Genomic DNA, 22,333 nt, shown 5'->3' on the forward strand with positions numbered 1-22,333 from the left:
TCCTCCGACCCGGTCGAATCCCCCGAAGATCCGCACCCCGTAGCGACCGCCAACCCCACGGCCACGACAACCGCCCCGATACTGCGCCGATATCCCATAACCCCTCCGTCCGATGAGCTGGAACGCGGTTATGCGGGGCATCAGCCTAACTCCATACCGACTGGTCGCGATTGAAAATGAGGACCATGTCGCCGCGGGGCGGCGCGTGGTGATCGACGAGGCCGAGGCCGAGGCCATGCGTGGTCTGGGCGCGTACCTGGCCAGACTCGGCCACACCCACGTCGCGATGGTGGTCGACTCCGGGCGGGCCGATACCGCGCCGCACGAGATCGTCGATGTCACAACGCTGTACAACAACGCGCGGCTGCGGATGCAGGGTCTGCGGGAGGGGCTGGGGGCGAACGCTCGGCTGACGGTCGTGTCCGGCGGTCACAACTCCATCGAGTCCGGTATCGCCGCCGCCGCGCTGGCCCTCGATCGCCGCGACCGCCCGACCGCGATCGCCGCCGGCGGCGATGTGCTCGCGTTCGGCGTCATCGAGGCGATGCGGCGGCGGGGCCTCACCCCGGGGCGCGACATCTCCGTCACCGGCTTCGACGACATCCCGGACGCGGAGAGCGCCGGGCTCACCACTGTGCGCCAACCGATTCGAGACAAGGGACGGCTCCTCGGCCGCATGCTCCTGGACCCGTCCTACACCGAGGACCGCGTCGTCCTGCCCACCGAACTGATCATTCGCTCCAGCACCGGTCCGGTGCGGAGCTGACGCTCGCACGAGGAGATCGACATGCATCCCATCGCCGGACATATCGCCGTCAAGGCGGTACGGGCACAGGCCAATTCGGCCCTGCCCGGCGCTCCGGTCCTACCCGATCCGCCGCACAAGGCCCGCCTGCGCAAACACGTCGCCGCATTCTTACGCGGCTCCGCCCAGCGCCGAACCCGCCTGGCCGACCGGCTCGACCCCCGCCTGGCCGAACCGATACCCTGCTGACTCTCAGATCTGCTCGGCCCGTTGGTCTTCGGCCACCTCACGCTGGCTTCCCGTCGGTGAAATGCTCGGGACCGGCGAGCGCCGCTTCCGACGCCGAACGGGTTGCCTGCGTCCTCGAGCGGGCCAGGACGGCGATGAGGGCGAGCATCGGGACGGTGACCGCCAGGGTCACCCAGCCGGTGCCCAGGCCGAGGCCGTCGGCGCGGGAGGATGCGAGCCAGTCGGTGATCGATGCGCCCAGGGGGCGGGTGATCACATAGGCCGACCAGAAGGCGGCGACCGCGCCGAGGCCGAGTCGGCGGTGGGCCAGGGCGGGGACGGCGATGGCTGCCGCGAACAGGAGGGCGGAGGGGCCGAAGCCGAGGTGCAGCTTTTCGGCGGTCAGGTCACCGGCGACGGTGCCCAGGGCGAAGGTGGTCAGGACCGTCGCCCAGTAGAAGGCTTCCCGGCGCGGGGTCGTAATGCTGTGCACCGAAAGGGTTTTCTCGCTGCGCTGCCACAGCCAGAAGATCGCGGCGAGCACGGCGGCGAACCCGAGGGTCGACAGCGGCAGCGGGATGCCGACGACGAAATCGATGATGTCGGCGACCATGGTGCCCACGATGCTGACCATCACCACCGCCGTCCAATACGTCCAGACGCGGTAGCGCGGACTGCGGAACTGGGCGACCAGGCTCGCGATCAGCAACAGCAGGCCGCCGCCGACCGCCAGCTCCGGCGGCAGGTGATTGACCAGGAAGTCGGAGAAGGTCTCGCCCATTCCGGTGGACAGCACCTTGATCACCCAGAACAGGGCGGTGATCTCGGGAACCTTGGACAGCAGCGGTCGCGCGGCCGAAACAGCAACGGGTGCAGGGTTTATCACGTCGCACAGCCTGGCAAGGCGGCGCTGAGAAACCGCTGTGAGCGCGGCTCAGGGCTGGACTGTCACGGCGACGTTCGTGCCGCCGAGCCCCTTCAGCGTGCCGGGCACCTCGAGCTGTACGTCGATGCCGGTGTCACCCGCGGTGTAATCGATCTTCGGGTCGGCCTGGAGCTGCACCTTCATGTGATAGGTCACCGAATGTCCCGGTTTCAGCGTGATCGACGGAATCACGGGGACCGAGAGGTAGTCCATTCCGGTCCCTTCCCGCACGAACGTCACCTGCTTCCAGGTGCCGGTGCTCGCGTCGAGCAACTGCATGACCCCTTGGGGACTCATCTTGGTCGGGCCCGTATCGCAGCCGCAGTGCTCCATCGAAACGACCACGCCCAGCGGCTGAGTGGCGTCGGTGCTCGACGGGTTGGTCAGCGTCAAGTCGAAGGGGATCGGATCACCGCCGAGCTTGATGCTGGTCGACCCCGGCACGACGAGCGTGACGTTCGCGCCGCCCCCCGATCCGGTGCTCTGACGCCCGGCCGCCGGTGTGGTGCTCCCCGGTGGCACGGTTGTCACCGATTGTGCGGCTGAGGGTTTCGCAGTGGCGGTGTCCGGATTGCAGCCCGCCAGTAGTGCGGTGGCCGCCGCGCAGCCCGCGATGGCGACCAGGCGTGTCGAAGTGTTGATGATGTCTCCCCCGAAAAGGGCCACCGCAGTGACCGACCCGCGAATCGACAGATAATCGCGGGCCCGGCAACTCCCGTTAATCCGGCTGACCCAGCCGGGCGGTCAGGACGATCGCTGGATGCGGAGGCGAGCCTCGGGCCAGGACAGCGGAAGATCGGCGGCGGTCGCGCTGGAATCGACGAAGTGGGGGTTGCCGAGCCGACCGGCCATGTCCTTCAACATCTCCGCGTGCACCCCGCTGTGCACGAACACTTCCATGGCGTCCTTGTCGGACCAGGCGGACAGCGTCCAGAACGTCTTGGTGAACACCTTCGCGTCCAACGTGTATCCGGCGCAGCCCGGCGCGGTCTTCAACTGGACGCGGATCTTCATGGTCCAGCGCAGGAAGCGGGGGATGTCCCGGTAGCGTTTCAGCGGCAGATTGCTGGTCAGCACGTGTAACTGGGCTCCGTCGGCGGGTGCGTAGACTCCGGCGGACCAGGGCAGAGCGGGCATCGACGGCCCCTTCCGATCGACGTGAGCGACCCCGGGCGTCCGGACACGGTCGCCAAAGCATCAGAATACCCAGTGCCCGTAGACCTTTGGCCGGAATCGGCCCGCAGCGCTCACCGAACCCTGACCGGCACAGCGACCCTCCGCGAGCTCGAGGTGACCGCGACCGTCGGGGAGCTGACCCTCCAACTCCCCGACGGCCCGATCGTCCTGCGCCGTACCCGCTGAGATTCGTTGTGCCACAGTGCCGTTTCCGGCACGGGTGGTCGACCGCCGGTCAGCGGCGGCCGGTTACCTTGCCGACGATGAAAAGCAGCAGGACCGCGCCGGCCAGGCAGGTGAGGAAGCTGAAGATCAGGCCGCCGCCCTGGACGTCGACGCCGACCAGCTTCAGCAGGAATCCGCCCAGCAGGCCGCCGACCACGCCGACGACGATATTGAGGATCACGCCCTGCTGGGCGTCGGTGCCCATGATCTTGCTGCCGATCCAACCGGCCAGGCCGCCGATGATGATCCAACCGAAAAAGCCGAGTGCGAGCATGGTGTCTCCTACCAGTCCGATACCGGTTATCGACGCCTATGGTCGCTCGTTCATCGGCGGGAATCGGACAATGACACGCCTTTCGGCCGAACCCGCGCATTCCGGTGACCGATTCGCCGACTGATTCAGGTCGGTGCAGGTGAGGGTGGGCTTGTGATACCGATGATGGTCGGATCAAAAGGTCCGTCACGAAATCGCATGTGAGGAATACAAGGTCACCATGGGTGGAGTTCTCGGCGTTCTCTTCAATTTGTTCGGTCAGGCGGCCGGCCTGGCGAGTGCGGGATCCGCGTACGCGAATACGCAGCACTAGGGGGAGCTCTACGTCGGCCCCTGGTCAGGGGCCGACGGTCGCATCCACCGCGGCGAGCCGCTCGGCGAGTGCGCGAATGTCCGCGGGGGAGTTCAGGGTGGTGCGGCGCAGGATCAGTTCGCGGCCGATGCGCAGGGCGTGACGGGCGGCGGTGGCGTCGGGGAGGGTGTCGAGGTCGGTGAGGTGGGCGAAGCCGATGATGCGGCGGATCAGTTCCGCGCCGGCGAAGCCGAGGGAGTCCTGCCAGACGCCGGTCAGGAAGCGGTCGAGGTAGCCGTCGTCGAAGAAGGTGTCGACGCGTCGCGGCCAGAGGCGGCGGAATTCGGATTCGAAAGCCGTCCAGGTGGATTCGAGTTGCATGCCGTGATCCCCGAGATCGCCGCGGGCGCGGGCGCGGGATTCGGCGGCGATCAGATTTCCCCAATACAGGCCGAGGTCGAATCCGATCGGGCCGACGAAAGAGAATTCGGGGTCGAAGACGCGCAACACCTCGGTGTCCTCACGGATACCGATCATGACGCTGCCGGTGTGCAGATCGCCGTGCAGTAATGCCTGGGCATGGGACATGAATCGATGGCGAAGGTCGGCGACTTCCGTGCGCAATTCGGCATCGGCGCGGAATTCGGCGGCGATATCGTCCAGGTCCGGATGCCAATGATTGTGTTCATGGTCGAGATACGGTTCGGACAGCACCACATCCTCGGTGATCTTGCACAGCTCGGGATTCACCGATTCCGCGAGCAGCGCTTTACGTTCCGCCGAGGACAGGCCGAAATCACTGGTGGCGAACGACAGTCGGGCCACGAAGACGCCGATCGCCGTCGAGGCCGCCCCGCAACCGCCGCCCTCGTTGAGCACCGTCCGCAACACCCGCAGATCCGACAGATCCTCCATGACCAGTACGTAGTTGGCCTCGTCATAGCCGTGGACGATGGGCACCGTGCGGTGAGCTCGCTCGCGCCGGAGATCGTGGCCGTTGAGTCCGACGCGTGCCGACGCGGAGGCGCGTGCCTACCCGGACTCAGCGTCGGCGCCGGAGTGGCGGCGTTCGCGGCGGTGCCGTCCGAGGTGACGGTGTTGCCCTGATCGGTGGATTGGGTTGCGAGGCGCCCGCGGACACATCGCCCTGCCCGATCCGCGCGGCCAGGATCATGCCGCCCACCGAGGCCGGCAACCCCGACCGCACGTACGCCAGCGACCGGTAGGCCCCCACCCGAATCCCCGCCAGCCGAGCGGCTTTCGGGTTCGCGCCGATCGCGTACAGCATCCGGCCCCACCGGGTGCGGGCCAGGAAGATCCAGGCCAGGACCGTCAGCACTGCGAAGACCAGCACCGACACCGGGATCCCGAAGACATTGCCGCGATCGATGGCCAGGAAGCCGGAGGTGAACCGGCCCGGCGCGGTCGCCCCGCCCGACATCGTCATCCCCGGCGAAATCGACTGCCCGTCAACGAGAATCAGCTTCACGCCCTGAATCACGAACATGGTGCCCAGTGTGGCCAGCATGTCGGGCACTTTCAGCAACACGATCAGCGCGGCATTACCGAGCCCGGCCAGCGCGCCCACGACCAGCACCACCAGAACGGCGATCGCCCCGAACTTGACGGTCACGGTGGAGGCGGTCGAACTGCCCGAGGTGCCATTGCTCGGACTGGAAGTGATCCACCCCGACCCCCGCATCGACCTCGGCTCGCCTGCGAGCGCTCGGTGTCGACCTCCCCGTCCGCGCCGGCAACCGGCCGACCCTCCTCGCCCGCATCGGCGACCCGGACAATCCGACCATCCTGCTCTGACCGCTCCCACACAGCGACCGGCCGAGCACGGCGTCTCCGGTGGCGTCCCACTGCGCCACCCTCCATCGAAAGGTGGTATGCCCGAAAGGATTCGAACCTTCGGCCTCCTGCTTCGTAGGCAGGCGCTCTCTCCGCTGAGCTACGGGCACTCGAACCCCGCACGGATGTCGGCGCTGACATCTACTCGGCACTGAGGTGCGCGGGGTTGGATAGGTCGGTTCCCTCGGTGAGATTCGAACTCACACTTGACGCCACCTGAAGACGCCGCCTCTACCGATTGGGCTACGAGGGAATGGGGTACGGAAATATGAAGAGGGCCGCGCTCCGGTCGGATGTCGGAGGCGGCCCTGGCGGGTCGGGGGTGCCGAGACCGCTAGGTGACGCTCCGAACGCCGAGACGGACGCGCAGAAGGCGGGCGAAGTCGAATGTGGAGGGGCGCTGGATCAGCACGGTCACGGGGTCCGCCTTTCTGTCGTCGGGTTGCGATGTCGCACAAACGGTAGCAATGCGGTCGGGCGGCAGTAAAACGATTTTCGGGGAAGGATCCCCGATCGGCGAATATCGGCTCGGGATGTTCTACGGCACAACGACTTCGGTGGAGGCGGGGAGGCTGGGGCGGTCGGTTCGGACGGTGAGGGAGACTCGGCCGGGGCCGGTTTCGGCGAGCACGATGGCTGGGGTCGAACGCTGGCCTGCGGGGATGAATTGAGTGACGGTGCCGGTTTGACCGGTGTCGAGGTTGCGCCAATCCACGACCGCGGTCACATCGCAGGCCAGCAGCTGCGGGCCCCATTCGCCTACTGGGGAAAAGCCCTGGGTGATACGCAATACGACGGAGTGGGTGGCTCCGGGTGCCTCGGAGTACTGGTAGAGGGGGCCGTCGAACGCTGTGCCTCCGGTGGACAGCATCCCCACGCACACGCCGTTGCCCAGGGTGAATACCGGGTTGAGGTTGAAGTCGTTCTTCGCGCAGGTGCGCGGGCCGACATTCGACCATCCGAGCTGGCAGGCGTCGCCCGGGTCGGCGGTGGCGGGCGCGGCGACCGCCAGCGCCGTGCCGATGAATGCGGCGGAGATCGCGGCTGGCAAAACGCTTTTCATCGTGCTCCCCTCATCGCGGACACTCGTTACCGGAAGTAACTGTCTCGATGGTAGCGAGCCGGATGCCGTCGGTGGTGAAACGGCGCGCCCTTATGCCATCGGACCCGTTACCACGGCAAGGGGCCCGAGGCGGCGAAATAGCCTCCGGTGGGGCCGTCCTGGGGGATCTGGGCCATGCGGACGATGATCTCGGCGCCCTGGTCGACGGTTTGGGTGCCGGTGTTGGCGTTGAGGTCGGTGGCGGTGTAGCCGGGTTCGACCGAGTTGATTCGCAGGTCGGGGAAGGCTTTCGCGTATTGGACGGTGACTCGGTTGAGGGCGGTCTTGGAGGAGGTGTAGGTGAGGCCGGGGTAGGTGTAGCCGACGGTGCCGGGGGTGGTGGCGCGGGTCATGGATGCCAGGGAGCTGCTGACATTGACGATGACCGGGGCGGCGGATTTGCGCAGGAAGGGCAGGAAGGCGTGGATTACGCGGACTACGCCGAAGACATTGGTGTCGAAGACCGTTCGCATCATGTCGGCGGTGACGTCCGCCAGGTCCATGGTGCCGTTGCGCTCCAGGTCGATGCCCGCGTTGTTGATCAGGACGTCGAGTCCGCCCTCGGCGTCGATGAGTTCCGCGGCGGCGGTGACCGAGGCGTCGTCGGTCACGTCCAATTGCACGGCGCGCGCGCCGATCTGTGCGGCGGCGAGGCGGCCGCGCTCGAGGTCACGGCTGCCGAGGTAGACGGTGTGCCCGGCCTCGACGAGTTGGCGGGCGGATTCGAATCCGAGGCCCTTGTTGGCCCCTGTGATGAGTGTCGTTGTCATAACCTCACATTCGCAGCGTGCGCGAAGATCAACCAGCCCCCTCTTCTTCCTGGGACCGCCGATACCAGGCAGGCAGAATGAAGCCCATGGGCACAGCGGAATTCGGAATAGCGGTTCGGCGCCGGCGCGATCAGGTCTCGCCCGACGCCGCCGGGTTGGCCGCGAACGGCGCGCGCCGCGCACCCGGACTGCGCCGCGAGGAACTGGCCCTGCTCGCCGGAATCTCGGTCGACTACATCACCCGGCTCGAACAGGGCCGGGCCTCCAATCCCTCACCGCAGGTGGTCGAGTCGCTGGCCCGCGCCCTGCGGTCGACGCCCGAGGAACGCGCCCACCTGTATCGGCTGGCCGGGCTGGCCCTCCCCGAATCCGGCACGGTGCCGACCGTCATCCCGCCCGCGGTCCAGCGCATGGTCGAGCACCTGATCGGCATCCCGGTCGCGGTCTTCGACGCCTCCTGGACACTGCTGCAAGCCAATCCGGCCTGCGAGGCCATCCTGGGCGACACCACCGCCTGGCACGGCAACGCCCGCAATCGCGTCTGGCGGCACTTCGTCACCCCCGGCTCGGTGGGCCGCTACACCCCCGACACTCTCGAATCCCTCGAAACCGCCCTGGTCTCCGACCTGCGCGCCGCCGGTACCCGCTACCCCGCCGATACCCGCCTACGCCAACTGATCACCGATGTCCGCACCCACAGCCCCCGCTTCGCCGAACTCTGGGAATCCGGCGTCGTCTCCGGTCACGACACCACCATCAAAACCATCGACCACCCCACCGTCGGCCCGCTGACCCTCGACTGCGCCGTCCTCACCGTCGCGGGCCCCGACCTCCGAATCATGATCGACACAGCCGAACCGGGCAGCGAGGACGCTCAGCGCCTTTCCCTGCTGACCGCTCTCGACACCCACACCACGGTCGGTTAGCGCGTTCCGAATTGCCCTGTGTGGCAATTCGCCGCGGAGCCTTACTGGTCACCGGCGCGGGAAGTCCCCTTTGTGGCGTGTTCTATGCCCTGTGGTTGCTCGGAGGGCGGATAGATTTGCTGTTCGGGCCCGGCGTGGGGTGGGGCCCGCCTAAACGGTTGCGGGGGTGGGGGAGTTGCCGGTGGTCATCGGCTCGGGCGCTTGCGTTCGCGCAGGACGTGGGAACGCAGGCGGGAGATGCCTTTGACTCGCACGCTGCGCAGGTGGCGGAGGGTGAAGTCGTTGTCGTTTTCCAGCGCCGCGGCGGCTCCGTCGTCGAGCAGCACCGTTCCGGGGCGGGCGATGCCGGTCAGGCGGGCGGCCACATTGACCACCGTGCCGTAGAGGTCGCCGAAGCGGGTGAGCACCGGGCCGTAGGCCATGCCGATCCGGATCTGCGGCATGTCCGGGATCGATTGCGCCGCACGGGTGATCGCGACATGCATGGCCAGTGCGATGCGCGCGCCGTCGTGGGCGTTCTCGGCGGCGAACATCACCTCGTCGCCGACGTTCTTGATCACCCAGCCGCCGTGGTCGGTGATCGCCTCGGTGGTGGTGGTCTCGAAGGCGTCGAGCAGGTCGGTCAGCTCGTCGAGGTCGAGGTGACGCGACAGGCGCGTGTAGCCGACCATGTCGGCGAAACCGACGAGCAATTGCCTTGTGGTGCCGTCGGATTCGGTCGAGCGCCCCAGCGCCGCGGCCAGATGCCGCCGCCAGGCGTACTCCTGCAGCCCGGTGAGCACCTCGATGGTGTGGTCGGTGGCCGCGCGGTTGGGCCGGATCAGATCCGCCTGCCATTCGGCCAGCCGCGCCATCGCCTGCCCGAGCGTGCGCGCCGCCGCGATCTGGCTCGGCTCACCGGCCCCCGCGATCGGATCCAGCGCCGTGAAGGCCCGCACCGCGGCGATGTCGGCGTCGGTGAAGGCCACGTCGTCATCACTGGCCGCGGCCGGAAAACCCAACGCCACCCACAACTTCCGGGCCCGCTCGACGGGTACCCCGGACAACTCGGCCACCTGTGTGCGGGTGTACCGCCGCGGCCCGCCCAGCAACGACTCTTCGACGCCCGCGCCGACCACCTCGGCCCGTTCCCCGGATTCGATCATCGCGCCAGTACAGCACGCGGGCCGGTCGATCGAACAGGCCGAGTTCACACAGAGTTGGCTGAGACAACAGCGGACGTCCGCTGTCGGAGGGCAAGACCGCCGCCCAGCTCGGCGCGCTCACCGCCTGGAACGCCGGAAACCCCGCCACCGAAGGGCGAATTCGCCAAACTGTGCAAGCCCTACTCCGACGCCGAGCCGGGCAAGCTCGCCTACGCGATCGAATACCGCCGCCACAACGGCCTGTGACCCGCACGCCGTCCGGGCCCGGCGCCGCGCCCGGACGGCTCCCGGTCTCGTGCAGGTAGGTTCGGGGCATGGGGAGTTCCAGCGGTGCGGTGCGCCGTGTGCAGAGATTCCGGGGACCGCTGGCGATCGTGCTCGGACTGCTGGTCGCGGTCGTGGTAGCGGCCCTGGTGCCGAGCTGGTGGTGTGGGCGCGATGCCGACGCGTGGTTCTACGGTGACGCCGCACGCGTGCGCGGTCTCGCCGAGGAACTGGTGGCCTTCGAAGCCGAGGACGATCACCGGCGCGCCAGCGGCGCGAGCGGCGTGCTCGACGGAATGTACGGACTGCTCGCACACCAGATGACCGCGCAGGGGCTCGCGCAAGTCGTGCTGGCCCACCCCGATTGGCGAGATCGCTACGCCCCCATCGCGACTCGCGCGGCGGCCAAGACCCTGCGCCCCGAACTCCGCGAGGCGTTCACCGCGGCCTGGCATGGCGAGGACGGGCTCACCGTCCTCGACGGCCCGCACGGGCACGCCTATCTCTCCTACCCGGCGCTCGCGCTCGGGATGGCGCGGCTGGTCGACCCGGCGTTCCCCGCCCAGCTCGCCGCCCAGCAGGACGCCCTGGTCGCCTCCTACGAGCGGCGACTGCTCGCCTCCCCGACCGCGCTGCTGGAAACCCTTCCGGGCGAGGCCTATCCGACCGATGTGGCCGCCGTCGCCGCCGCGATCGCGGTGCACGGCCGCGCGACCGGCGCCGATCACTCCGCGGTGCTCGCGCACTGGGCGCGGCAGGTGCGCGCGGGGCAGATCGATCGGGCCACCGGACTGGTGTGGCAGCGCGTGGGCGTCGACGGGCGGGCACACGACGCCCCGCGCGCCTCGGGCACCGGACTGGCCGCCTACTTCGCTGGATTCGCCGACCGCGGCATCGCCCGCGAACTGGCGTCCGGATTCTTCCGCCAGGAGCGAAACATCTTCGGGTTCAGCGCGATTCACGAGTACGGCAAGGGCTACGACGGCGCGGGCGACATCGACAGCGGCCCGGTCGTACTCGGCATCTCGGTCTCGGCGACCGCCTTCGCGCTGGCCCCGGCCCGCGCCTTCGGCCGCCGCGACATCTTCACCCGCGTGTACCGCACCGTCGACCTCACCGGCTCGCCACTGCGCAGCGGGAACCGCGTGCGCTTCGCGAACGGGGGAGCGATCGGCAATGCCCTGCTGCTCGCGTTCCTCACCTCGGGCCCGGAGTTGGCGCGATGAGACTGCTCCGGACCCCGCGAGTGCTCGCCGCCCGGCGGCTGTTGCGCATCCCGCTGATCCTGACCGTGCTGTACTTCGCCTTCCGCCTGATTCTGGCGGCACTGTCGGACCGGCACGGCTTCGGTTCCCCCGACGGCGTGAGCCTCGAATACCTGATCGTCGCCTTCGTCGTGATCGCGCTGCGCGTCGTGCTGCTGGCCCTCGTCCCCGGCTACCTCGCCTACCGCGCCGTGGCCTGGGCCATCAACCACGCACTGCGCGAGGACGATTCGTCGGAACCGCTCGAGTCCGATCTCAACTCGGCTGCCGCAACGGCAGTCCCGCCGCCCGATACACCGCATCGATGACGCTCATGTTCGCGACCGCCTCATCGGGCGTGGTGAGGACCGGCTCGCCCCGCAGCACCGCGCCCGCGAAGGCGTCCAGCTGATAGTCGTAGGAGGCGCGACGGCCGAAAGTCCGCAGGCGACGCCCGGATTCGGTGCGCATCGCGAGCACGTGCCCCAGCTGCGGCACCACCGGATTCAGGATCCGCAGCCGCCCGCGCTCCCCGACGACCGTGGCCGCGATGCGCACCAGATCCGACGACCACATCGAACACCGGATCCGCCCGGTGTGCCCGGACGGGAACCGCAACTCCGCCGACATGGCCCGGTCGATCCGCGGATCGCGCAGCTTGGCCTGCGCCGCAACGACTTCGGGCTCCTCACCGCCGAAGGTGCGCGCCATGTGCACGGCGTAGCAGCCCGCGTCCATGAGCGCCCCGCCCGCCAGCCCGTAGTCGTAGCGGATATCGGTGAACTTCGGCAGCGGAAAGCACAGTGCGGTCTCCACCCGCACCAGCTTGCCCAATTCCCCTGCGGCGATGATCTTCTCGACCGCACGCGTGAGCGGGTGATAGCGGTAATGGAACGCCTCCATCACCACCCGATCGGATTCGCCTGCCAGCGTGGCGATCTGCTGCGCCTCCTCGGCATCGGCGGTGAAGGGCTTCTCGCACAGCACGTGCTTGCCCGCCGCCACCGCGGCCCGGATCCAGCGCCCGTGCAGGCCGTTCGGCAGCGGTATGTAGACCGCGTCGAGATCGGGCGCCGCGACCAGCGCCTCGTAACTGTCGTACACCTGCCCGATGCCGTGTTTACGCGCGAACTCCTCGGCCCGTCCGCGATCCCGGGCCGCGACCGCCGCGACTTCGACCTCCGGGTTGCGGCCGGCCGGTCCGACCAGCGCCGTCGGCGCGATGGCGGCCGCACCCAGGATTCCGATGCGAAGCCGGGCGTGCGTATCGTCGTTCATCGGCCGACACTAACAGCCCCCGGCCGCTGTTGAATGCTGTTGGTTCGCACCAGGTTCAGCGGTGGTGTTCCTTCTCGCTCGAGGCGCGGAAGCGCTGGTGCTCGACGGCGATCCAGGCGAATCCGGTGGCCAGGCTGACCACGGTCGCGAGCACACCGAGCAGGCGCAGGCTGATACCGGCGTCGTTGTCGCCCATGGTCCACGCGAGCAGTGCGACACCGAGCAGCAGGAGCAGCGGCCCCGGCCAATCGACGCCGTCGAGAATCGTTTCGGGTGCTTCGGATTGGGTGACGGGAAGGGCGCGGCTGTCGGGCATCGTGAATCTCCCTCGGCTCTGTCATGGCGGCTCCCGATTCCGGAGTACCCGGGTGTGGCTGGAGGGAAACGAGGCGACCGGTGTGGTCGCCCGGCTCAGAATCGATGTGTCGCACCGCCATTACGTTGCGCGGCGGGAGGCGTTGGCTATCGTGGTCGAATGGTTGTGGGGGCTAATGAAAGTTCGCGGACGGTCGCCACCGGTGAACAGGGCGATATCGACCGCGATGCGGTGCTGCCCGGAGAACGTTCGGTCACCGACCGCATGCTGGTCGTGGGCGTCATCCTCGCCGTCGCCGCGGTGCTGTGGCACGTGTACGCGATTCCGATCGACAATCCCTTCTACGGGCTTTTCGCCAACGGCCTCGACCTGGAGGTCTATCGCGCGGGCGGCGCGGTCTTCCGTGACCGGACCGGTCTCTACGACGGACCCGTCGTGTTCGGCATGGAGTTCACCTATACCCCGTTCGCGGCCCTGGTCTTCGTTCCGCTCACCGTGATCACCCTGGTGCACGCCAAACTCCTGTGGGCGCTGGCGACCATGCTGGCGCTGGTCCTGCTCGCCGGGCGCTGCCTGCTGCTCCTGAACTACCGGAACACGCTGCGCACCTGGTCATTCGCGCTGCTGGCGGCCGTGATCTGCAGTGTGCTCGAACCGGTGCGGACCACCCTCTGGCTCGGGCAGATCAATGTCTTCCTGATCCTGCTGATCATCTGGGATCTCACCCGCCCGCCCTCGGCGCGACTGCGCGGCGTGGGTGTCGGCATCGCCGCCGGGATCAAGCTGACGCCCGCCCTGTTCCTGGTCTATCTCGCCTGCACCCGGCAGTGGCGCGGCCTGGGCGTCGCCACGGGAACCTTCGCGGCGACCATCGGACTCGGTTTCCTGCTGCGCCCCGACGACGCCTACTCGTATTGGCGTGGGCAGGTCACCTCCGCCGGTCGGGTCGGAGCCGTCGACTCCCCGGGCAACCAGTCCGTCAACGGCCTGCTCGCGCAGCTACTGCGGTTCTTCGACGTCGGGCGATACAGCTCCGATGCGGCCGGCTGGACGATCTACCAGCCGCCCACCTGGATGTGGCTGCTGGCCCTGATCCCGGTCCTCGCCCTCGGGCTCACCGCCGCGGTCCTGGCCCATCGAGCCGGCCGGGAGCTGCTCGCGGTCACGCTCGTCGGCATGACCTCGGCGTGCGCTTCGCCCTTCTCCTGGGGTCACCACTGGGTGTGGTTGATGCCGTTGGCGATTCTGGCCTGGCAGTACGCGCGCGAGGCCGAGAACCGCTGGGCGTGGCTCGCCCCGGCCGGGGTCTTCCTCATCGGCTTCAGCTGGTGGTGGACCTTCACCGACCGCCCGCCCATGGAGAACTCGCCGCACCCGATCGGCATCGGGCTGTTCATGATGCCGCGACCCGACAATTCGGTGTGGTTCGCCTACGTCACGGTGCCGATCTACGCGGGCTGCTTCGTGCTGGTGCAGCTGGTGACGAGCGCTGTGGTCATCAGGCGATACTGTGGCCCGGTACGAATTCCTCCGCGAAAGGCTCAACCATGTCGATTGCCGCTGACAAGGTCGTTTCCATCGAATACACCTTGACCGACGACGACGGCGAGGTGCTGGACACGTCCGTCGGCGACGCGCCGCTGGTCTACCTGCACGGCGCGGAGAACATCGTCGCCGGGCTCGAGCAGGCGCTGGAGGGCAAGAGCGCCGGGGACGAGATCGAGGTCGTCGTCGAGCCCGAGGACGGGTACGGCGAGTACCTGGCCGAACTGGTCAGCACCGTCGACCGCGACGCCTTCGAGGGTGTCGACGAGCTCGAGGTCGGCATGGAATTCCAGGCCGAGGCGCCCGACGGCGAGACCCAGATCGTCACCGTCGCCGCCGTCGACGGCAACGAGGTCACCATCGACGCCAACCACCCGCTGGCCGGCCTGCGCCTCAACTTCAAGGTCAAGGTCATCGACATTCGCGACGCCACCGAAGACGAGCTCGCCCACGGCCACCCGCACGGCGACGACGACCACGAGCACTGAGCTGACTCACCCCATATAGAGGTGTCTCACTCCGAGTAGGCCCAGCCTCGAATCGCCTCCACCTCGATCCGGATCACCGGACCGGTCGGGGGTACGGCTCGATACTGCGGATACTTGGCGGTGAGCCAGCCCAGGGGGTCGGCGAGAGCCGGTGCGGCGGTGAGGATTTCCGCTGTGCCGTCCAGGCGTGTCCACCACAGCCGGGTCCAGTCGTCGTCGTAGTGGTCGGCGAGCACCGAGACCCGCGGGTTCGACGCGATATTGCGGAGTCGGCGCAGATCAGTGGTGGATTTGGGCTTGTGGTCGATGGCGATGACCACGAGAAGCGGTGCGTCGGTGGGGGAGACGGCGAAGGTGACGGGCACCAGATGCGGCTGCCCGGTGGTGTCGGCGGTGCCGAGGCGGGCGACCCGCGCGGCACGAAACCTCGACAGAGCGGTGGCTGCGTCCGTTCGCACGCCATGAACGCTAGACCGCCGGTGACCGCGGGGCGCCGGCGGTCGAGTCCGCAGAGCTCGGGATCGCTCAGCAGTCGGCGAAGTCCTGCTGGACCTTGGCCGGGTCGGTGATGCCGTTCGCCAGCAACAACTGCACCAGAACACGGGACTTGGCCGGGTTCAGATACATGGCGGAGACGGTGCCCAGGTCGTCGTCGTTGAGTTCGGCATTGCGCACCACCGAGCCGGAACCGACGCGGCTGGAACGGACCACGACCACACCGCTCTTCGCGGCCTTGCTCAGCGCGTCCACCACGGCCTTCGAGGTATTGCCGTCGCCGACCCCGGCCAGCACCAGGCCCTTCGCGCCGTGGCCGAGCGCGTCGTTGACCTGGTCGGCGTTCATGCCCGCGTGCGAGTAGATGATGTCCACACGTGGCAGTGGTGTGCTGCCCGGCACCGGGAAGGTCAGCCGCGGCTGTTTGGGCAGCGGGGCCGTGAAGGTCACCGCGGCGGCGTCGACATGGCCGATCGGGCCGGAATTGGGTGAGACGAAGGTCTGCACGCTGGTGGTGTTGGTCTTGGTCACGTCGCTCGCGCCGTGAATGGTGTCGTTGAGCACGACCATGGTGCCGCGTCCAGCCGCCGCGGGGGAGGCCGCGACCTGAACGGCCGAGCGCAAATTGGCGGGCCCGTCGGCGCTCAACGCGGTGGAGGGACGCATCGAGCCGACCAGCACGACGGGCTTGTCGCTGGCCACGACATGATCCAGGAAGAACGCCGTCTCCTCGATGGTGTCGGTGCCGTGGGTGACCACCACGCCGTCGACCTCGTTCCGGGCGAACAGCTGGTTGATCCGGTCGGCCAGTTTCACCCAGACGTCGTCGTTCATGTCCTGGCTGCCGATATTGGAGATCTGCTCGGCGCTCAGCTTGGCGATCTTGTCGATGCCGGGAACCGCGTCGATCAGATCCTTTGCCGTGGCCTCGCCCGCGGTGTAGCCGACCGCCGAATTGGCATTGGCCTTGCCCGCGATGGTGCCGCCGGTGGCCAGAATCGCGATGCGCGGCTGGGTGCCGGGGGCCGGGGCCGCGGCGTCGTCGGTCTTGCCCGGGGCCGCCTGGGCGGAGGTCGCGGACGGGGTCGAGGCGCTGTTGGCGGAATCGCCGGAATTGCCACCGCATCCGGTGACCACGAGCGCCGCGCCGACCACGAGACCGGCGAGACGAAGAACGGATTTCCGCGGCATTGCGATGTCCTTTCGGGTCCTGTCGGTAATCGATCCTTCCCGAAAAACGAAATGGCAGTGCAGAGGCAAATGTCCCGCTACCTGGAATGCAGGCCCTCCAACACGATACGCAGATTGCGCTGCCATTGGTCGGGCGCGGCCCGGAGGCCGATGGTGCTCTCGGCGGTGGCGACCCCGGCCAAAAGGAAAGCCACGTCCTCCCAACTGGTATCGGAGCGCATGGTGCCGTTTGTCTGTGCCCGGCCGACCAATTCGCGCAGTCGTTCGCGGATGTCCCCGAGGCATCGCTCCAGATCGCAGCTGCCCGCTCCGCCCAGGGCGTCGTTCACGCCACAGCTTTCTTTTCGCAAATTGACGTACGCGGTCGCGAATTCGATGAATCCCAGCCAGGGGTCGGGGTTCGCGAGAGCCCGGTCGGCGGCGGCGATGGCCTCGTCGAGTACCTCTTCCAGCACCGCCTGCAACAGCGCCTCGAGTGAGGGCACTCGCCGATAGAACGTCCCCTTGCCCACGCCCGCCCGCTGCGCGACCTCCTGGGCGGTGACGTGCACGCCGGTTTCGGCGACGGCCGAGCGCGCCGCGGTGACCAGCCGCTCGAGATTGCGGCGCGCGTCGGCGCGGGGAGTCGGCCCGGATTCGCGGGCGAGCAGGCGGTCGACGGCGGTCATGACCTGGACTCTAACAAAAGTGGACTTTCGGAGTCCGCTTGGCTAGCGTCAAAAACGGACCACGAGAGTCCGTTTGTGAAAGATGCTGTGCGAAGGAGTGAACGATGTCCGACACCATCCGCGTGGGAATCATCGGCGCGAGCCCCGACCGGGGCTGGGCCTCCCGCGCCCACATCCCGGCCCTGAGCGCCCTGCCGGACTTCGAACTCACCGCCGTCGGCACCAGCCGCCGCGAGAGCGCCGATCGGGCGGCCCGCCTCTTCGGCGTCGACCACGCCTTCACCGACGCGCACGAGCTGGCGTCGCATCCGGAGGTCGATCTGGTCGTGATCACCGTGAAGGTCCCCGCCCACGCGGAACTGATCAGCGCCGCCCTGGCCGCGGGCAAGCACGTCTACTCCGAATGGCCGCTCACCCGAACGACTTCCGAGGCCGAGGCCCTGGTCGCCGCGACGGCCTCCGCGCCCGGCCATCACGTCGTGGGCCTGCAGGCCCGCTTCGCCCCGGCGGTGCTGCGCGCGCGTCAGCTGCTCGCCGAAGGCCATGTGGGCGAGCCGGTTTCGGCCACCGTCTACTCCTCGCGCGGCAAGGGCGCGGGCGGCCGCATCCCGCAGTGGGCGGCCTACACCCTGGAGCGCGAGAACGCCGCCGGACTCCTGGAAGTCGCGGGCGGCCACACCCTCGACCCGCTGCAATTCCTGCTCGGCGACCTCACCGAACTCTCGGCCGACCTGGCCATCCGCAACCCTCACAACACCGTGATCGAAACGGGCGAGCGGGTGCGCGTCACCAGCCCGGACCATCTCCTGCTGAACGCCCGCGTAGGCGCGCTGCCGGTCTCTGCCCACCTCCACGACGCCAAACTCACCAACGCCCACACCCGCATCGAGATCTCCGGCACCGAGGGCGATCTGGTTCTCGCCAACGACACCGCCTCCGGGGCGCCCGGCCTGCACGCGGGCGGCATCCAGATGAGCGACCTGAACCTGCTGGCCTCCCGCGGCGCGGGCGGCGCCTGGCAGGACCTGACCCCCGCCGATCCGGAGCCGATCGCGAGCCTGCCGGTCGAATCCCGCAACGTCGCAAGGCTTTACGCCCGCCTCGCCGAGGACATTCGCACCGGCGAGCACACCGTCCCGTCCTTCGAAACCGGTCTGCGCATGCACCGCGTCCTCGACGCCATCCGCCGCAGCGCCGAATCCGGTGCCCGCGAACCCCTCCCGGCCTGACCGGTATTCGACGACCTGACCGGCCTGCGACGACGAAGCCCCGCCCGATCGGACCGGGCGGGGCTTCGAGGTGGCGGTGCTCAGGAGGAGAAAGCGCCCATGGTCGGCACCCACTCCACGATGCGCTTGTCCGCGAGCAGGTTCTCGCGGGCGAAGGGATCGTTCTCGAAGAGCTTGGTCACGGCGTCGAGCGAGTCCTCCTGGACCAGGATGAGCGCGCCCGTGCCGTCCGGGTAGGGGCCGCTGGTGAGCACGGTGCCCTCGTCGACGAGGTTGTTGAGCCACGCGCGGTGGTCGGGGCGGTGGATGTCACGGCCGGGGGCCTCGGCGGCGGCATAGACATAGTGGACGGCGAAAACGGCCATGGGCGATCGCTCCCTGATCGAAGGTGTACGGAGTGCTGGGTCTAAAGGTCAGAGCGTCAACAGCATTCGGGTATTCCCGAGCGTGTTGGGCTTGACGTAGGACAGGTCCAGGAATTCGGCGACACCGGTGTCGTAGGACCGGCACATCTCGGCGTACACCTCGGCGGTCACCGGCGTGCCCTCGATCTCCGCGAAACCGTGCCGGGCGAAGAAGTCGACCTCGAAGGTCAGCACGAACAGCCGCTTCAACTGCAGCTCCCGCGCCACCGCGATGAGCTGCTCGACCAGCAGCCGCCCCGCGCCCGTGCCCTTGATATCGGGATGCACGGCGACCGTGCGCACCTCACCGAGGTCGGCCCACAGCACGTGCAGCGCGCCGCAGCCCAGGACCACCCCGTCGCGTTCGGCGACCCAGAATTCCTGCACCGCCTCGTACAGCGTCACCAGGTTCTTCTCGAGCAGGATCCGGCCGGCGTAGATGTCGATGAGCTTCTTGATCTCGGGCACATCGGAGGTTCGCGCTCGACGGACGACCGGCGCGATCGCCGCCTGCCCGTCGATGGATCCACCTTCATGTGCCCGTGTTGTCATGGGGTGCACAGTAGTCGGCCCACCTACCGATAGGCTTGTCGGTGTGTCACACATCCAGTCCCCCCGCATTCCGGCATGGCCCGGGAACCATGGCCGCCATGACGGCTGTTGGGGGCGCTGGTGACCGTGCAGCCTGAGGAACTCGAAGGTCGCTGGACCGACGCCGGTCCGGCGGCGGGACCCGGATATATATCTTCCCCGCGCGCGGAGGCCGTAGTGGAACCCGCGGCGGTGCCATTGATGAATATCGCCAATGTGCTGACCGTGCTGCGCATTCTGATCGTGCCGCTGTTCCTGATGGCGCTGTTCGCGAGCGGCGGGCACGACACCTCCTGGCGCTGGATCGCCGCCGGCCTGTTCGGCGTCGCCGCCATCACCGACCGCATCGACGGGCAGCTGGCGCGCAAGTACGGTCTGGTCACCGACTTCGGCAAGCTGATGGATCCGATCGCGGACAAGGCGCTGATCGGCGCCGCGCTGATCGGCCTGTCCATGCTGCACGATCTGCCGTGGTGGATCACCCTGGTCATCGTGGCCCGCGAACTCGGGATCACCCTGCTGCGGCTGGCCGTGGTCCGGCGCGGGGTCATTCCCGCGGGCCGGGGCGGCAAGCTCAAGACGCTGGTGCAGTCGGTCGCCATCGCCGTGCTGTTGCTGCCGCTCTCGGGCGGATTCGCTTCGGCCGGAATGGACTTGATGTACGTGGCGGTCGTGCTGACCGTCGTCACCGGCTTGGACTACGTCGTGCAAGCGGCCCGCCTCTGGTTCGGGTCGCCGGGCGGCAGTCGTGCCGCGTAGGGTCCGGCCCGACATCGAGGGCGCGCTGTCGCGGGTAGCGACCGCCGGACCCATCCCGCCCGACCCGCTCGTCACCTCCGCCCCCGCCGGTGAGCTGGTGGCCGCTCTGGTCGAGGCCGGGCAGACCGTGGCTACCGCCGAATCGCTGACCGCGGGTCTGCTCAGCGCCACCATCGCGGGAATTCCGGGCGCGAGCGCGGTGTTGCGGGGTGGACTGATCGTCTACGCCACCGACCTCAAACAATCCCTCGCGGGTGTGAGTGCGGACACGTTGGCCACCGATGGTCCGGTGGCCGCGAGCACCGCCGAACAGCTCGCGGTCGGGGCGCGCCGGCGCTGCGGATCGGACTGGGGAATCGGACTCACCGGGGTCGCCGGACCCGAACCTCAGGACGGACGACCGGTCGGCACGGTATTTCTTGGTATAGCGGGTCCACAGTCCACCGAGGTACTTCGGTTGAAGTTGTCGGGGGACCGGTGGACGATCAGGGTGGGCGCGGTTCGCGCCGCGGTCACCGAACTCGTCCGCTCCGTCAGGGGCGAGTGAAGGGGCCGGGAACGCGCGACCGACGTCGGACGTTGTCCAGTCAAACGCTGGGTCCGGCGAGACGAGTGTGAGGAGAACGAGATGACGCTGCTGCGAGAAGCGATCGGGGAAAGCCTGCGTCGTGCTCGGGTCACCCAGAGCCGGACACTGCGTGAGGTCTCCACCTCCGCGAGGGTGAGCCTGGGGTACCTGTCCGAGGTGGAACGGGGTCGCAAGGAGGCGTCCAGTGAACTGCTGGCCGCCATCTGCCAGGCCCTGGATGTGCCGCTGTCGCAGGTGCTCTTCGATGTGAGCGCCGCCATGGCCGACGCCGACCGGGCCACCTCCCTCGCGAGCGAGAAGGCCGCCGCGCTGGCGAACGAGAAGGCCACCGCGAGCCTGGCGACCGGCAAGGTCGCCGCCAAGACCGGCCTGGCCAAGGTCGCCGCGAAGGTCTCCCCGAAGGGCGGCGACGGCGAGATGGTGATGGCCGCCGACGGTACGTTCGGCCCCCGCATTGTGATTCCGGCCCCGAAGTCGGATCGTTTGGTGCTGGTGGCCGCCAAGTGATCGCTGTGCTCCGAAGCCGAAAGGGATAAATTCTCTGTAGGCTTCGTTCCGGAGACGTCGTCCTGTGGCCGAAGTCTCCGGAACGGCCGTTGCACAGCGGGTTATAGGGACAACAGGGGTGCGCGACGGTCGCGCACTACTTGTCGCGCTACGGGGCGCGGCACGTCATATGGAGGCGGGATCAATCGATGGCTAATCCGTTCGTGAAGGCCTGGAAGTACCTGATGGCCCTCTTCGACTCGAAGATCGAAGAGCATGCGGATCCGAAGGTTCAGATCCAGCAGGCCATCGAGGAAGCCCAGCGCCAGCATCAGGCCCTCTCGCAGCAGGCCGCGTCGGTGATCGGCAACCAGCGCCAGCTGGAGATGAAGCTCAACCGCCAGCTGGACGAGGTCGAGAAGCTCAATGCCAATGCGCGCCAGGCGGTTATGCTCGCCGACCAGGCCAGCGGCGCGGGCGACACCGAGAAGGCCATCCAGTACACCAATGCCGCAGAAGCTTTCGCCGCGCAGCTGGTGACCGCCGAGCAGTCCGTCGAGGACCTCAAGGTGCTCCACGACCAGTCGCTGCAGGCCGCCGCCCAGGCCAAGAAGGCCGTCGAGCAGAACGCCATGCTGCTGCAGCAGAAGGTCGCCGAGCGCACCAAGCTGCTGTCCCAGCTCGAGCAGGCCAAGATGCAGGAGCAGGTCTCGGCCTCCCTGCAGCAGATGGACTCCACCCTCTCCGCGCCCGGCGCGGTCCCCAGCCTGGACGCGGTGCGCGAGAAGATCGAACGCCGTTACGCCAACGCCCTCGGCGCGGCGGAGCTCGCGGGCAACTCGGTGCAGGGCCGCATGCTCGAGGTCCAGCAGGCCAGCGTCCAGATGGCCGGCCACAACCGCCTCGAGCAGATCCGCGCCTCCATGCGCGGCGACGCCCTCCCCGCCGGCGGCAATGCCGCCCAGCCCCAGATCCAGCAGCAGGGCCAGCCCGCCCAGCCTGCCACCCAGCCCAACTTCAACAAGGGCCAGGCCGCCCAGCAGTAACTGCTGCGCGAAAGGTAGTGCACGATGGGGAGATCGCGGTCCGACCACAGTCCCGCGACCTCCCCTGCGCGTTTCCTA

At 68.3% G+C, this 22,333-nt stretch carries 28 protein-coding genes, 2 tRNA genes and 1 pseudogene; 13 read left to right on the plus strand and 18 right to left on the minus strand.

The features are described 5' to 3' along the window. The first annotated feature begins 205 nt into the window (after nt 1–205). Both GPX89_RS06300 and GPX89_RS06305 read left to right on the plus strand, forming a co-directional pair. Entirely contained in the window at nt 206–766 is a 561-nt protein-coding gene (locus GPX89_RS06300) for a substrate-binding domain-containing protein (protein WP_328601560.1), read from the plus strand. A gap of 21 nt (nt 767–787) precedes the next feature. Beyond that, nucleotides 788–994 carry a hypothetical protein gene (locus GPX89_RS06305; RefSeq protein ID WP_157355627.1) on the plus strand — a complete coding sequence of 69 codons (207 nt, stop codon included), beginning with the start codon at nt 788–790 and terminating at the stop codon, nt 992–994. A gap of 37 nt (nt 995–1,031) precedes the next feature. Here the strand turns inward: GPX89_RS06305 and GPX89_RS06310 are convergent, their stop codons facing one another. The 3 genes from GPX89_RS06310 to GPX89_RS06320 all read right to left on the minus strand — a co-directional run bounded on the left by GPX89_RS06310 (nt 1,032) and on the right by GPX89_RS06320 (nt 3,035). Further along, the gene (locus tag GPX89_RS06310) at nt 1,032–1,859 is read right to left on the minus strand and encodes a COG4705 family protein (RefSeq protein ID WP_328601561.1); all 828 of its coding nucleotides are present in this window, start codon (nt 1,857–1,859) and stop codon (nt 1,032–1,034) included. Nucleotides 1,860–1,907: 48 nt separating this feature from the next. Continuing rightward, a complete protein-coding gene (locus GPX89_RS06315) occupies nt 1,908–2,564 on the minus strand; it encodes a hypothetical protein (protein ID WP_157355629.1) in 657 nt (218 codons plus the stop codon). A 78-nt stretch (nt 2,565–2,642) separates the two neighbouring features. Then, entirely contained in the window at nt 2,643–3,035 is a 393-nt protein-coding gene (locus GPX89_RS06320) for a hypothetical protein (RefSeq protein ID WP_157355631.1), read from the minus strand. Between the two features lie 72 nt (nt 3,036–3,107). Between GPX89_RS06320 and GPX89_RS06325 the strand changes: the two genes are divergently transcribed. Then, nucleotides 3,108–3,260 carry a hypothetical protein gene (locus GPX89_RS06325; RefSeq protein WP_157355633.1) on the plus strand — a complete coding sequence of 51 codons (153 nt, stop codon included), beginning with the start codon at nt 3,108–3,110 and terminating at the stop codon, nt 3,258–3,260. Nucleotides 3,261–3,309: 49 nt separating this feature from the next. Here GPX89_RS06325 and GPX89_RS06330 read toward each other — a convergent pair whose 3' ends face one another. The 7 genes and pseudogenes from GPX89_RS06330 to GPX89_RS06360 all read right to left on the minus strand — a co-directional run bounded on the left by GPX89_RS06330 (nt 3,310) and on the right by GPX89_RS06360 (nt 7,591). Beyond that, nucleotides 3,310–3,573: a GlsB/YeaQ/YmgE family stress response membrane protein gene (locus GPX89_RS06330; RefSeq protein ID WP_157355635.1), complete on the minus strand. Its 264-nt coding sequence runs from the start codon at nt 3,571–3,573 to the stop codon at nt 3,310–3,312. Between the two features lie 337 nt (nt 3,574–3,910). Next, nucleotides 3,911–4,834 (minus strand): annotated as a pseudogene (gene mtnK, locus GPX89_RS06335) (S-methyl-5-thioribose kinase); the annotation flags it as partial. Between the two features lie 73 nt (nt 4,835–4,907). Continuing rightward, nucleotides 4,908–5,567 carry an ABC transporter permease gene (locus GPX89_RS06340; RefSeq protein WP_235946673.1) on the minus strand — a complete coding sequence of 220 codons (660 nt, stop codon included), beginning with the start codon at nt 5,565–5,567 and terminating at the stop codon, nt 4,908–4,910. A gap of 186 nt (nt 5,568–5,753) precedes the next feature. Further along, nucleotides 5,754–5,829: transfer RNA gene (locus GPX89_RS06345), tRNA-Arg, on the minus strand. Nucleotides 5,830–5,898: 69 nt separating this feature from the next. Next, nucleotides 5,899–5,972, minus strand: a tRNA-Leu gene (locus tag GPX89_RS06350). Between the two features lie 285 nt (nt 5,973–6,257). Next, entirely contained in the window at nt 6,258–6,782 is a 525-nt protein-coding gene (locus GPX89_RS44345) for a hypothetical protein (RefSeq protein ID WP_235946675.1), read from the minus strand. Nucleotides 6,783–6,889: 107 nt separating this feature from the next. After that, nucleotides 6,890–7,591, minus strand: coding sequence for an SDR family NAD(P)-dependent oxidoreductase (locus GPX89_RS06360; protein ID WP_157355637.1), 702 nt, complete (start codon nt 7,589–7,591; stop codon nt 6,890–6,892). An 86-nt stretch (nt 7,592–7,677) separates the two neighbouring features. On the opposite strand from GPX89_RS06360, the gene GPX89_RS06365 reads away from it, so the two are divergent. Next, the gene (locus GPX89_RS06365) at nt 7,678–8,517 is read left to right on the plus strand and encodes a helix-turn-helix transcriptional regulator (protein ID WP_157355639.1); all 840 of its coding nucleotides are present in this window, start codon (nt 7,678–7,680) and stop codon (nt 8,515–8,517) included. Nucleotides 8,518–8,702: 185 nt separating this feature from the next. Here GPX89_RS06365 and GPX89_RS06370 read toward each other — a convergent pair whose 3' ends face one another. Continuing rightward, nucleotides 8,703–9,662: an adenylate/guanylate cyclase domain-containing protein gene (locus tag GPX89_RS06370; RefSeq protein ID WP_157355641.1), complete on the minus strand. Its 960-nt coding sequence runs from the start codon at nt 9,660–9,662 to the stop codon at nt 8,703–8,705. Between the two features lie 314 nt (nt 9,663–9,976). Here GPX89_RS06370 and GPX89_RS06375 point away from each other — a divergent pair, with 314 nt between their 5' ends. Next, the gene (locus GPX89_RS06375; protein ID WP_157355643.1) at nt 9,977–11,152 is read left to right on the plus strand and encodes a hypothetical protein; all 1,176 of its coding nucleotides are present in this window, start codon (nt 9,977–9,979) and stop codon (nt 11,150–11,152) included. Further along, nucleotides 11,149–11,499 carry a hypothetical protein gene (locus GPX89_RS06380; protein WP_157355645.1) on the plus strand — a complete coding sequence of 117 codons (351 nt, stop codon included), beginning with the start codon at nt 11,149–11,151 and terminating at the stop codon, nt 11,497–11,499. Before GPX89_RS06375 ends, GPX89_RS06380 begins: the two co-directional genes overlap by 4 nt. Here GPX89_RS06380 and GPX89_RS06385 read toward each other — a convergent pair. Both GPX89_RS06385 and GPX89_RS06390 read right to left on the minus strand, forming a co-directional pair. Continuing rightward, entirely contained in the window at nt 11,447–12,448 is a 1,002-nt protein-coding gene (locus GPX89_RS06385; RefSeq protein ID WP_157355647.1) for a Gfo/Idh/MocA family protein, read from the minus strand. The genes GPX89_RS06380 and GPX89_RS06385 overlap by 53 nt on opposite strands. A 55-nt stretch (nt 12,449–12,503) precedes the next feature. Beyond that, on the minus strand, nt 12,504–12,764 hold the full coding sequence (locus tag GPX89_RS06390) for a hypothetical protein (RefSeq protein WP_157355649.1): 261 nt from the start codon (nt 12,762–12,764) through the stop codon (nt 12,504–12,506). Between the two features lie 159 nt (nt 12,765–12,923). On the opposite strand from GPX89_RS06390, the gene GPX89_RS06395 reads away from it, so the two are divergent. Beyond that, nucleotides 12,924–14,357: a glycosyltransferase 87 family protein gene (locus GPX89_RS06395; protein ID WP_157355651.1), complete on the plus strand. Its 1,434-nt coding sequence runs from the start codon at nt 12,924–12,926 to the stop codon at nt 14,355–14,357. Beyond that, nucleotides 14,312–14,797: an FKBP-type peptidyl-prolyl cis-trans isomerase gene (locus tag GPX89_RS06400; RefSeq protein ID WP_157355653.1), complete on the plus strand. Its 486-nt coding sequence runs from the start codon at nt 14,312–14,314 to the stop codon at nt 14,795–14,797. The genes GPX89_RS06395 and GPX89_RS06400 overlap by 46 nt, the downstream gene beginning before the upstream one ends. A 26-nt stretch (nt 14,798–14,823) precedes the next feature. Here GPX89_RS06400 and GPX89_RS06405 read toward each other — a convergent pair whose 3' ends face one another. The 3 genes from GPX89_RS06405 to GPX89_RS06415 all read right to left on the minus strand — a co-directional run bounded on the left by GPX89_RS06405 (nt 14,824) and on the right by GPX89_RS06415 (nt 17,151). Further along, nucleotides 14,824–15,255: a TIGR03668 family PPOX class F420-dependent oxidoreductase gene (locus GPX89_RS06405; RefSeq protein WP_328601562.1), complete on the minus strand. Its 432-nt coding sequence runs from the start codon at nt 15,253–15,255 to the stop codon at nt 14,824–14,826. A gap of 67 nt (nt 15,256–15,322) precedes the next feature. Continuing rightward, a complete protein-coding gene (locus GPX89_RS06410; RefSeq protein ID WP_157355655.1) occupies nt 15,323–16,483 on the minus strand; it encodes an asparaginase in 1,161 nt (386 codons plus the stop codon). A gap of 77 nt (nt 16,484–16,560) precedes the next feature. After that, nucleotides 16,561–17,151: a TetR/AcrR family transcriptional regulator gene (locus GPX89_RS06415; RefSeq protein WP_157355657.1), complete on the minus strand. Its 591-nt coding sequence runs from the start codon at nt 17,149–17,151 to the stop codon at nt 16,561–16,563. 104 nt (nt 17,152–17,255) lie between these two features. Here GPX89_RS06415 and GPX89_RS06420 point away from each other — a divergent pair, with 104 nt between their 5' ends. Further along, complete coding sequence (locus GPX89_RS06420; protein ID WP_157355659.1) at nt 17,256–18,380, plus strand: Gfo/Idh/MocA family protein; 1,125 nt, start codon at nt 17,256–17,258, stop codon at nt 18,378–18,380. Between the two features lie 80 nt (nt 18,381–18,460). Here GPX89_RS06420 and GPX89_RS06425 read toward each other — a convergent pair whose 3' ends face one another. Further along, nucleotides 18,461–18,745, minus strand: coding sequence for a YciI family protein (locus GPX89_RS06425; protein ID WP_157355661.1), 285 nt, complete (start codon nt 18,743–18,745; stop codon nt 18,461–18,463). A gap of 48 nt (nt 18,746–18,793) precedes the next feature. After that, nucleotides 18,794–19,336, minus strand: a complete 543-nt coding sequence (locus GPX89_RS06430; protein WP_157355663.1) for an amino-acid N-acetyltransferase — start codon at nt 19,334–19,336, stop codon at nt 18,794–18,796. A gap of 120 nt (nt 19,337–19,456) precedes the next feature. On the opposite strand from GPX89_RS06430, the gene pgsA reads away from it, so the two are divergent. The 4 genes from pgsA to GPX89_RS06450 all read left to right on the plus strand — a co-directional run bounded on the left by pgsA (nt 19,457) and on the right by GPX89_RS06450 (nt 22,255). After that, the gene (gene pgsA / locus GPX89_RS06435; RefSeq protein WP_407939332.1) at nt 19,457–20,134 is read left to right on the plus strand and encodes a CDP-diacylglycerol--glycerol-3-phosphate 3-phosphatidyltransferase; all 678 of its coding nucleotides are present in this window, start codon (nt 19,457–19,459) and stop codon (nt 20,132–20,134) included. Between the two features lie 52 nt (nt 20,135–20,186). Next, the gene (locus GPX89_RS06440) at nt 20,187–20,681 is read left to right on the plus strand and encodes a CinA family protein (protein WP_328601657.1); all 495 of its coding nucleotides are present in this window, start codon (nt 20,187–20,189) and stop codon (nt 20,679–20,681) included. Nucleotides 20,682–20,762: 81 nt separating this feature from the next. Then, entirely contained in the window at nt 20,763–21,230 is a 468-nt protein-coding gene (locus tag GPX89_RS06445) for a helix-turn-helix domain-containing protein (RefSeq protein ID WP_157355665.1), read from the plus strand. Between the two features lie 188 nt (nt 21,231–21,418). Continuing rightward, nucleotides 21,419–22,255 (plus strand): PspA/IM30 family protein, encoded by an 837-nt coding sequence (locus GPX89_RS06450; protein WP_157355667.1) that lies wholly within the window; start codon nt 21,419–21,421, stop codon nt 22,253–22,255. The last annotated feature ends 78 nt before the right edge of the window (nt 22,256–22,333 follow it).

The sequence above is a fragment of the Nocardia terrae genome (assembly GCF_009760405.1).
GTDB classification, from domain to species: Bacteria; Actinomycetota; Actinomycetes; order Mycobacteriales; family Mycobacteriaceae; genus Nocardia; species Nocardia terrae.

Coding starts and splice junctions, on each gene's coding strand:
- GPX89_RS06430 (WP_157355663.1), bottom strand. CDS start 19,336: ATGACAACACGGGCACATGAAGGTGGATCCATCGACGGGCAGGCGGCG.
- GPX89_RS06375 (WP_157355643.1), top strand. CDS start 9,977: ATGGGGAGTTCCAGCGGTGCGGTGCGCCGTGTGCAGAGATTCCGGGGA.
- GPX89_RS06365 (WP_157355639.1), top strand. CDS start 7,678: ATGGGCACAGCGGAATTCGGAATAGCGGTTCGGCGCCGGCGCGATCAG.
- GPX89_RS06425 (WP_157355661.1), bottom strand. CDS start 18,745: ATGGCCGTTTTCGCCGTCCACTATGTCTATGCCGCCGCCGAGGCCCCC.
- GPX89_RS06395 (WP_157355651.1), top strand. CDS start 12,924: ATGGTTGTGGGGGCTAATGAAAGTTCGCGGACGGTCGCCACCGGTGAA.
- GPX89_RS06390 (WP_157355649.1), bottom strand. CDS start 12,764: ATGCCCGACAGCCGCGCCCTTCCCGTCACCCAATCCGAAGCACCCGAA.
- GPX89_RS06420 (WP_157355659.1), top strand. CDS start 17,256: ATGTCCGACACCATCCGCGTGGGAATCATCGGCGCGAGCCCCGACCGG.
- GPX89_RS06380 (WP_157355645.1), top strand. CDS start 11,149: ATGAGACTGCTCCGGACCCCGCGAGTGCTCGCCGCCCGGCGGCTGTTG.
- GPX89_RS06320 (WP_157355631.1), bottom strand. CDS start 3,035: ATGCCCGCTCTGCCCTGGTCCGCCGGAGTCTACGCACCCGCCGACGGA.
- GPX89_RS44345 (WP_235946675.1), bottom strand. CDS start 6,782: ATGAAAAGCGTTTTGCCAGCCGCGATCTCCGCCGCATTCATCGGCACG.
- GPX89_RS06400 (WP_157355653.1), top strand. CDS start 14,312: ATGTCGATTGCCGCTGACAAGGTCGTTTCCATCGAATACACCTTGACC.
- GPX89_RS06370 (WP_157355641.1), bottom strand. CDS start 9,662: ATGATCGAATCCGGGGAACGGGCCGAGGTGGTCGGCGCGGGCGTCGAA.
- GPX89_RS06340 (WP_235946673.1), bottom strand. CDS start 5,567: ATGCGGGGGTCGGGGTGGATCACTTCCAGTCCGAGCAATGGCACCTCG.
- GPX89_RS06385 (WP_157355647.1), bottom strand. CDS start 12,448: ATGAACGACGATACGCACGCCCGGCTTCGCATCGGAATCCTGGGTGCG.
- GPX89_RS06360 (WP_157355637.1), bottom strand. CDS start 7,591: ATGACAACGACACTCATCACAGGGGCCAACAAGGGCCTCGGATTCGAA.
- GPX89_RS06330 (WP_157355635.1), bottom strand. CDS start 3,573: ATGCTCGCACTCGGCTTTTTCGGTTGGATCATCATCGGCGGCCTGGCC.
- GPX89_RS06450 (WP_157355667.1), top strand. CDS start 21,419: ATGGCTAATCCGTTCGTGAAGGCCTGGAAGTACCTGATGGCCCTCTTC.
- GPX89_RS06305 (WP_157355627.1), top strand. CDS start 788: ATGCATCCCATCGCCGGACATATCGCCGTCAAGGCGGTACGGGCACAG.
- GPX89_RS06445 (WP_157355665.1), top strand. CDS start 20,763: ATGACGCTGCTGCGAGAAGCGATCGGGGAAAGCCTGCGTCGTGCTCGG.
- GPX89_RS06415 (WP_157355657.1), bottom strand. CDS start 17,151: ATGACCGCCGTCGACCGCCTGCTCGCCCGCGAATCCGGGCCGACTCCC.
- GPX89_RS06410 (WP_157355655.1), bottom strand. CDS start 16,483: ATGCCGCGGAAATCCGTTCTTCGTCTCGCCGGTCTCGTGGTCGGCGCG.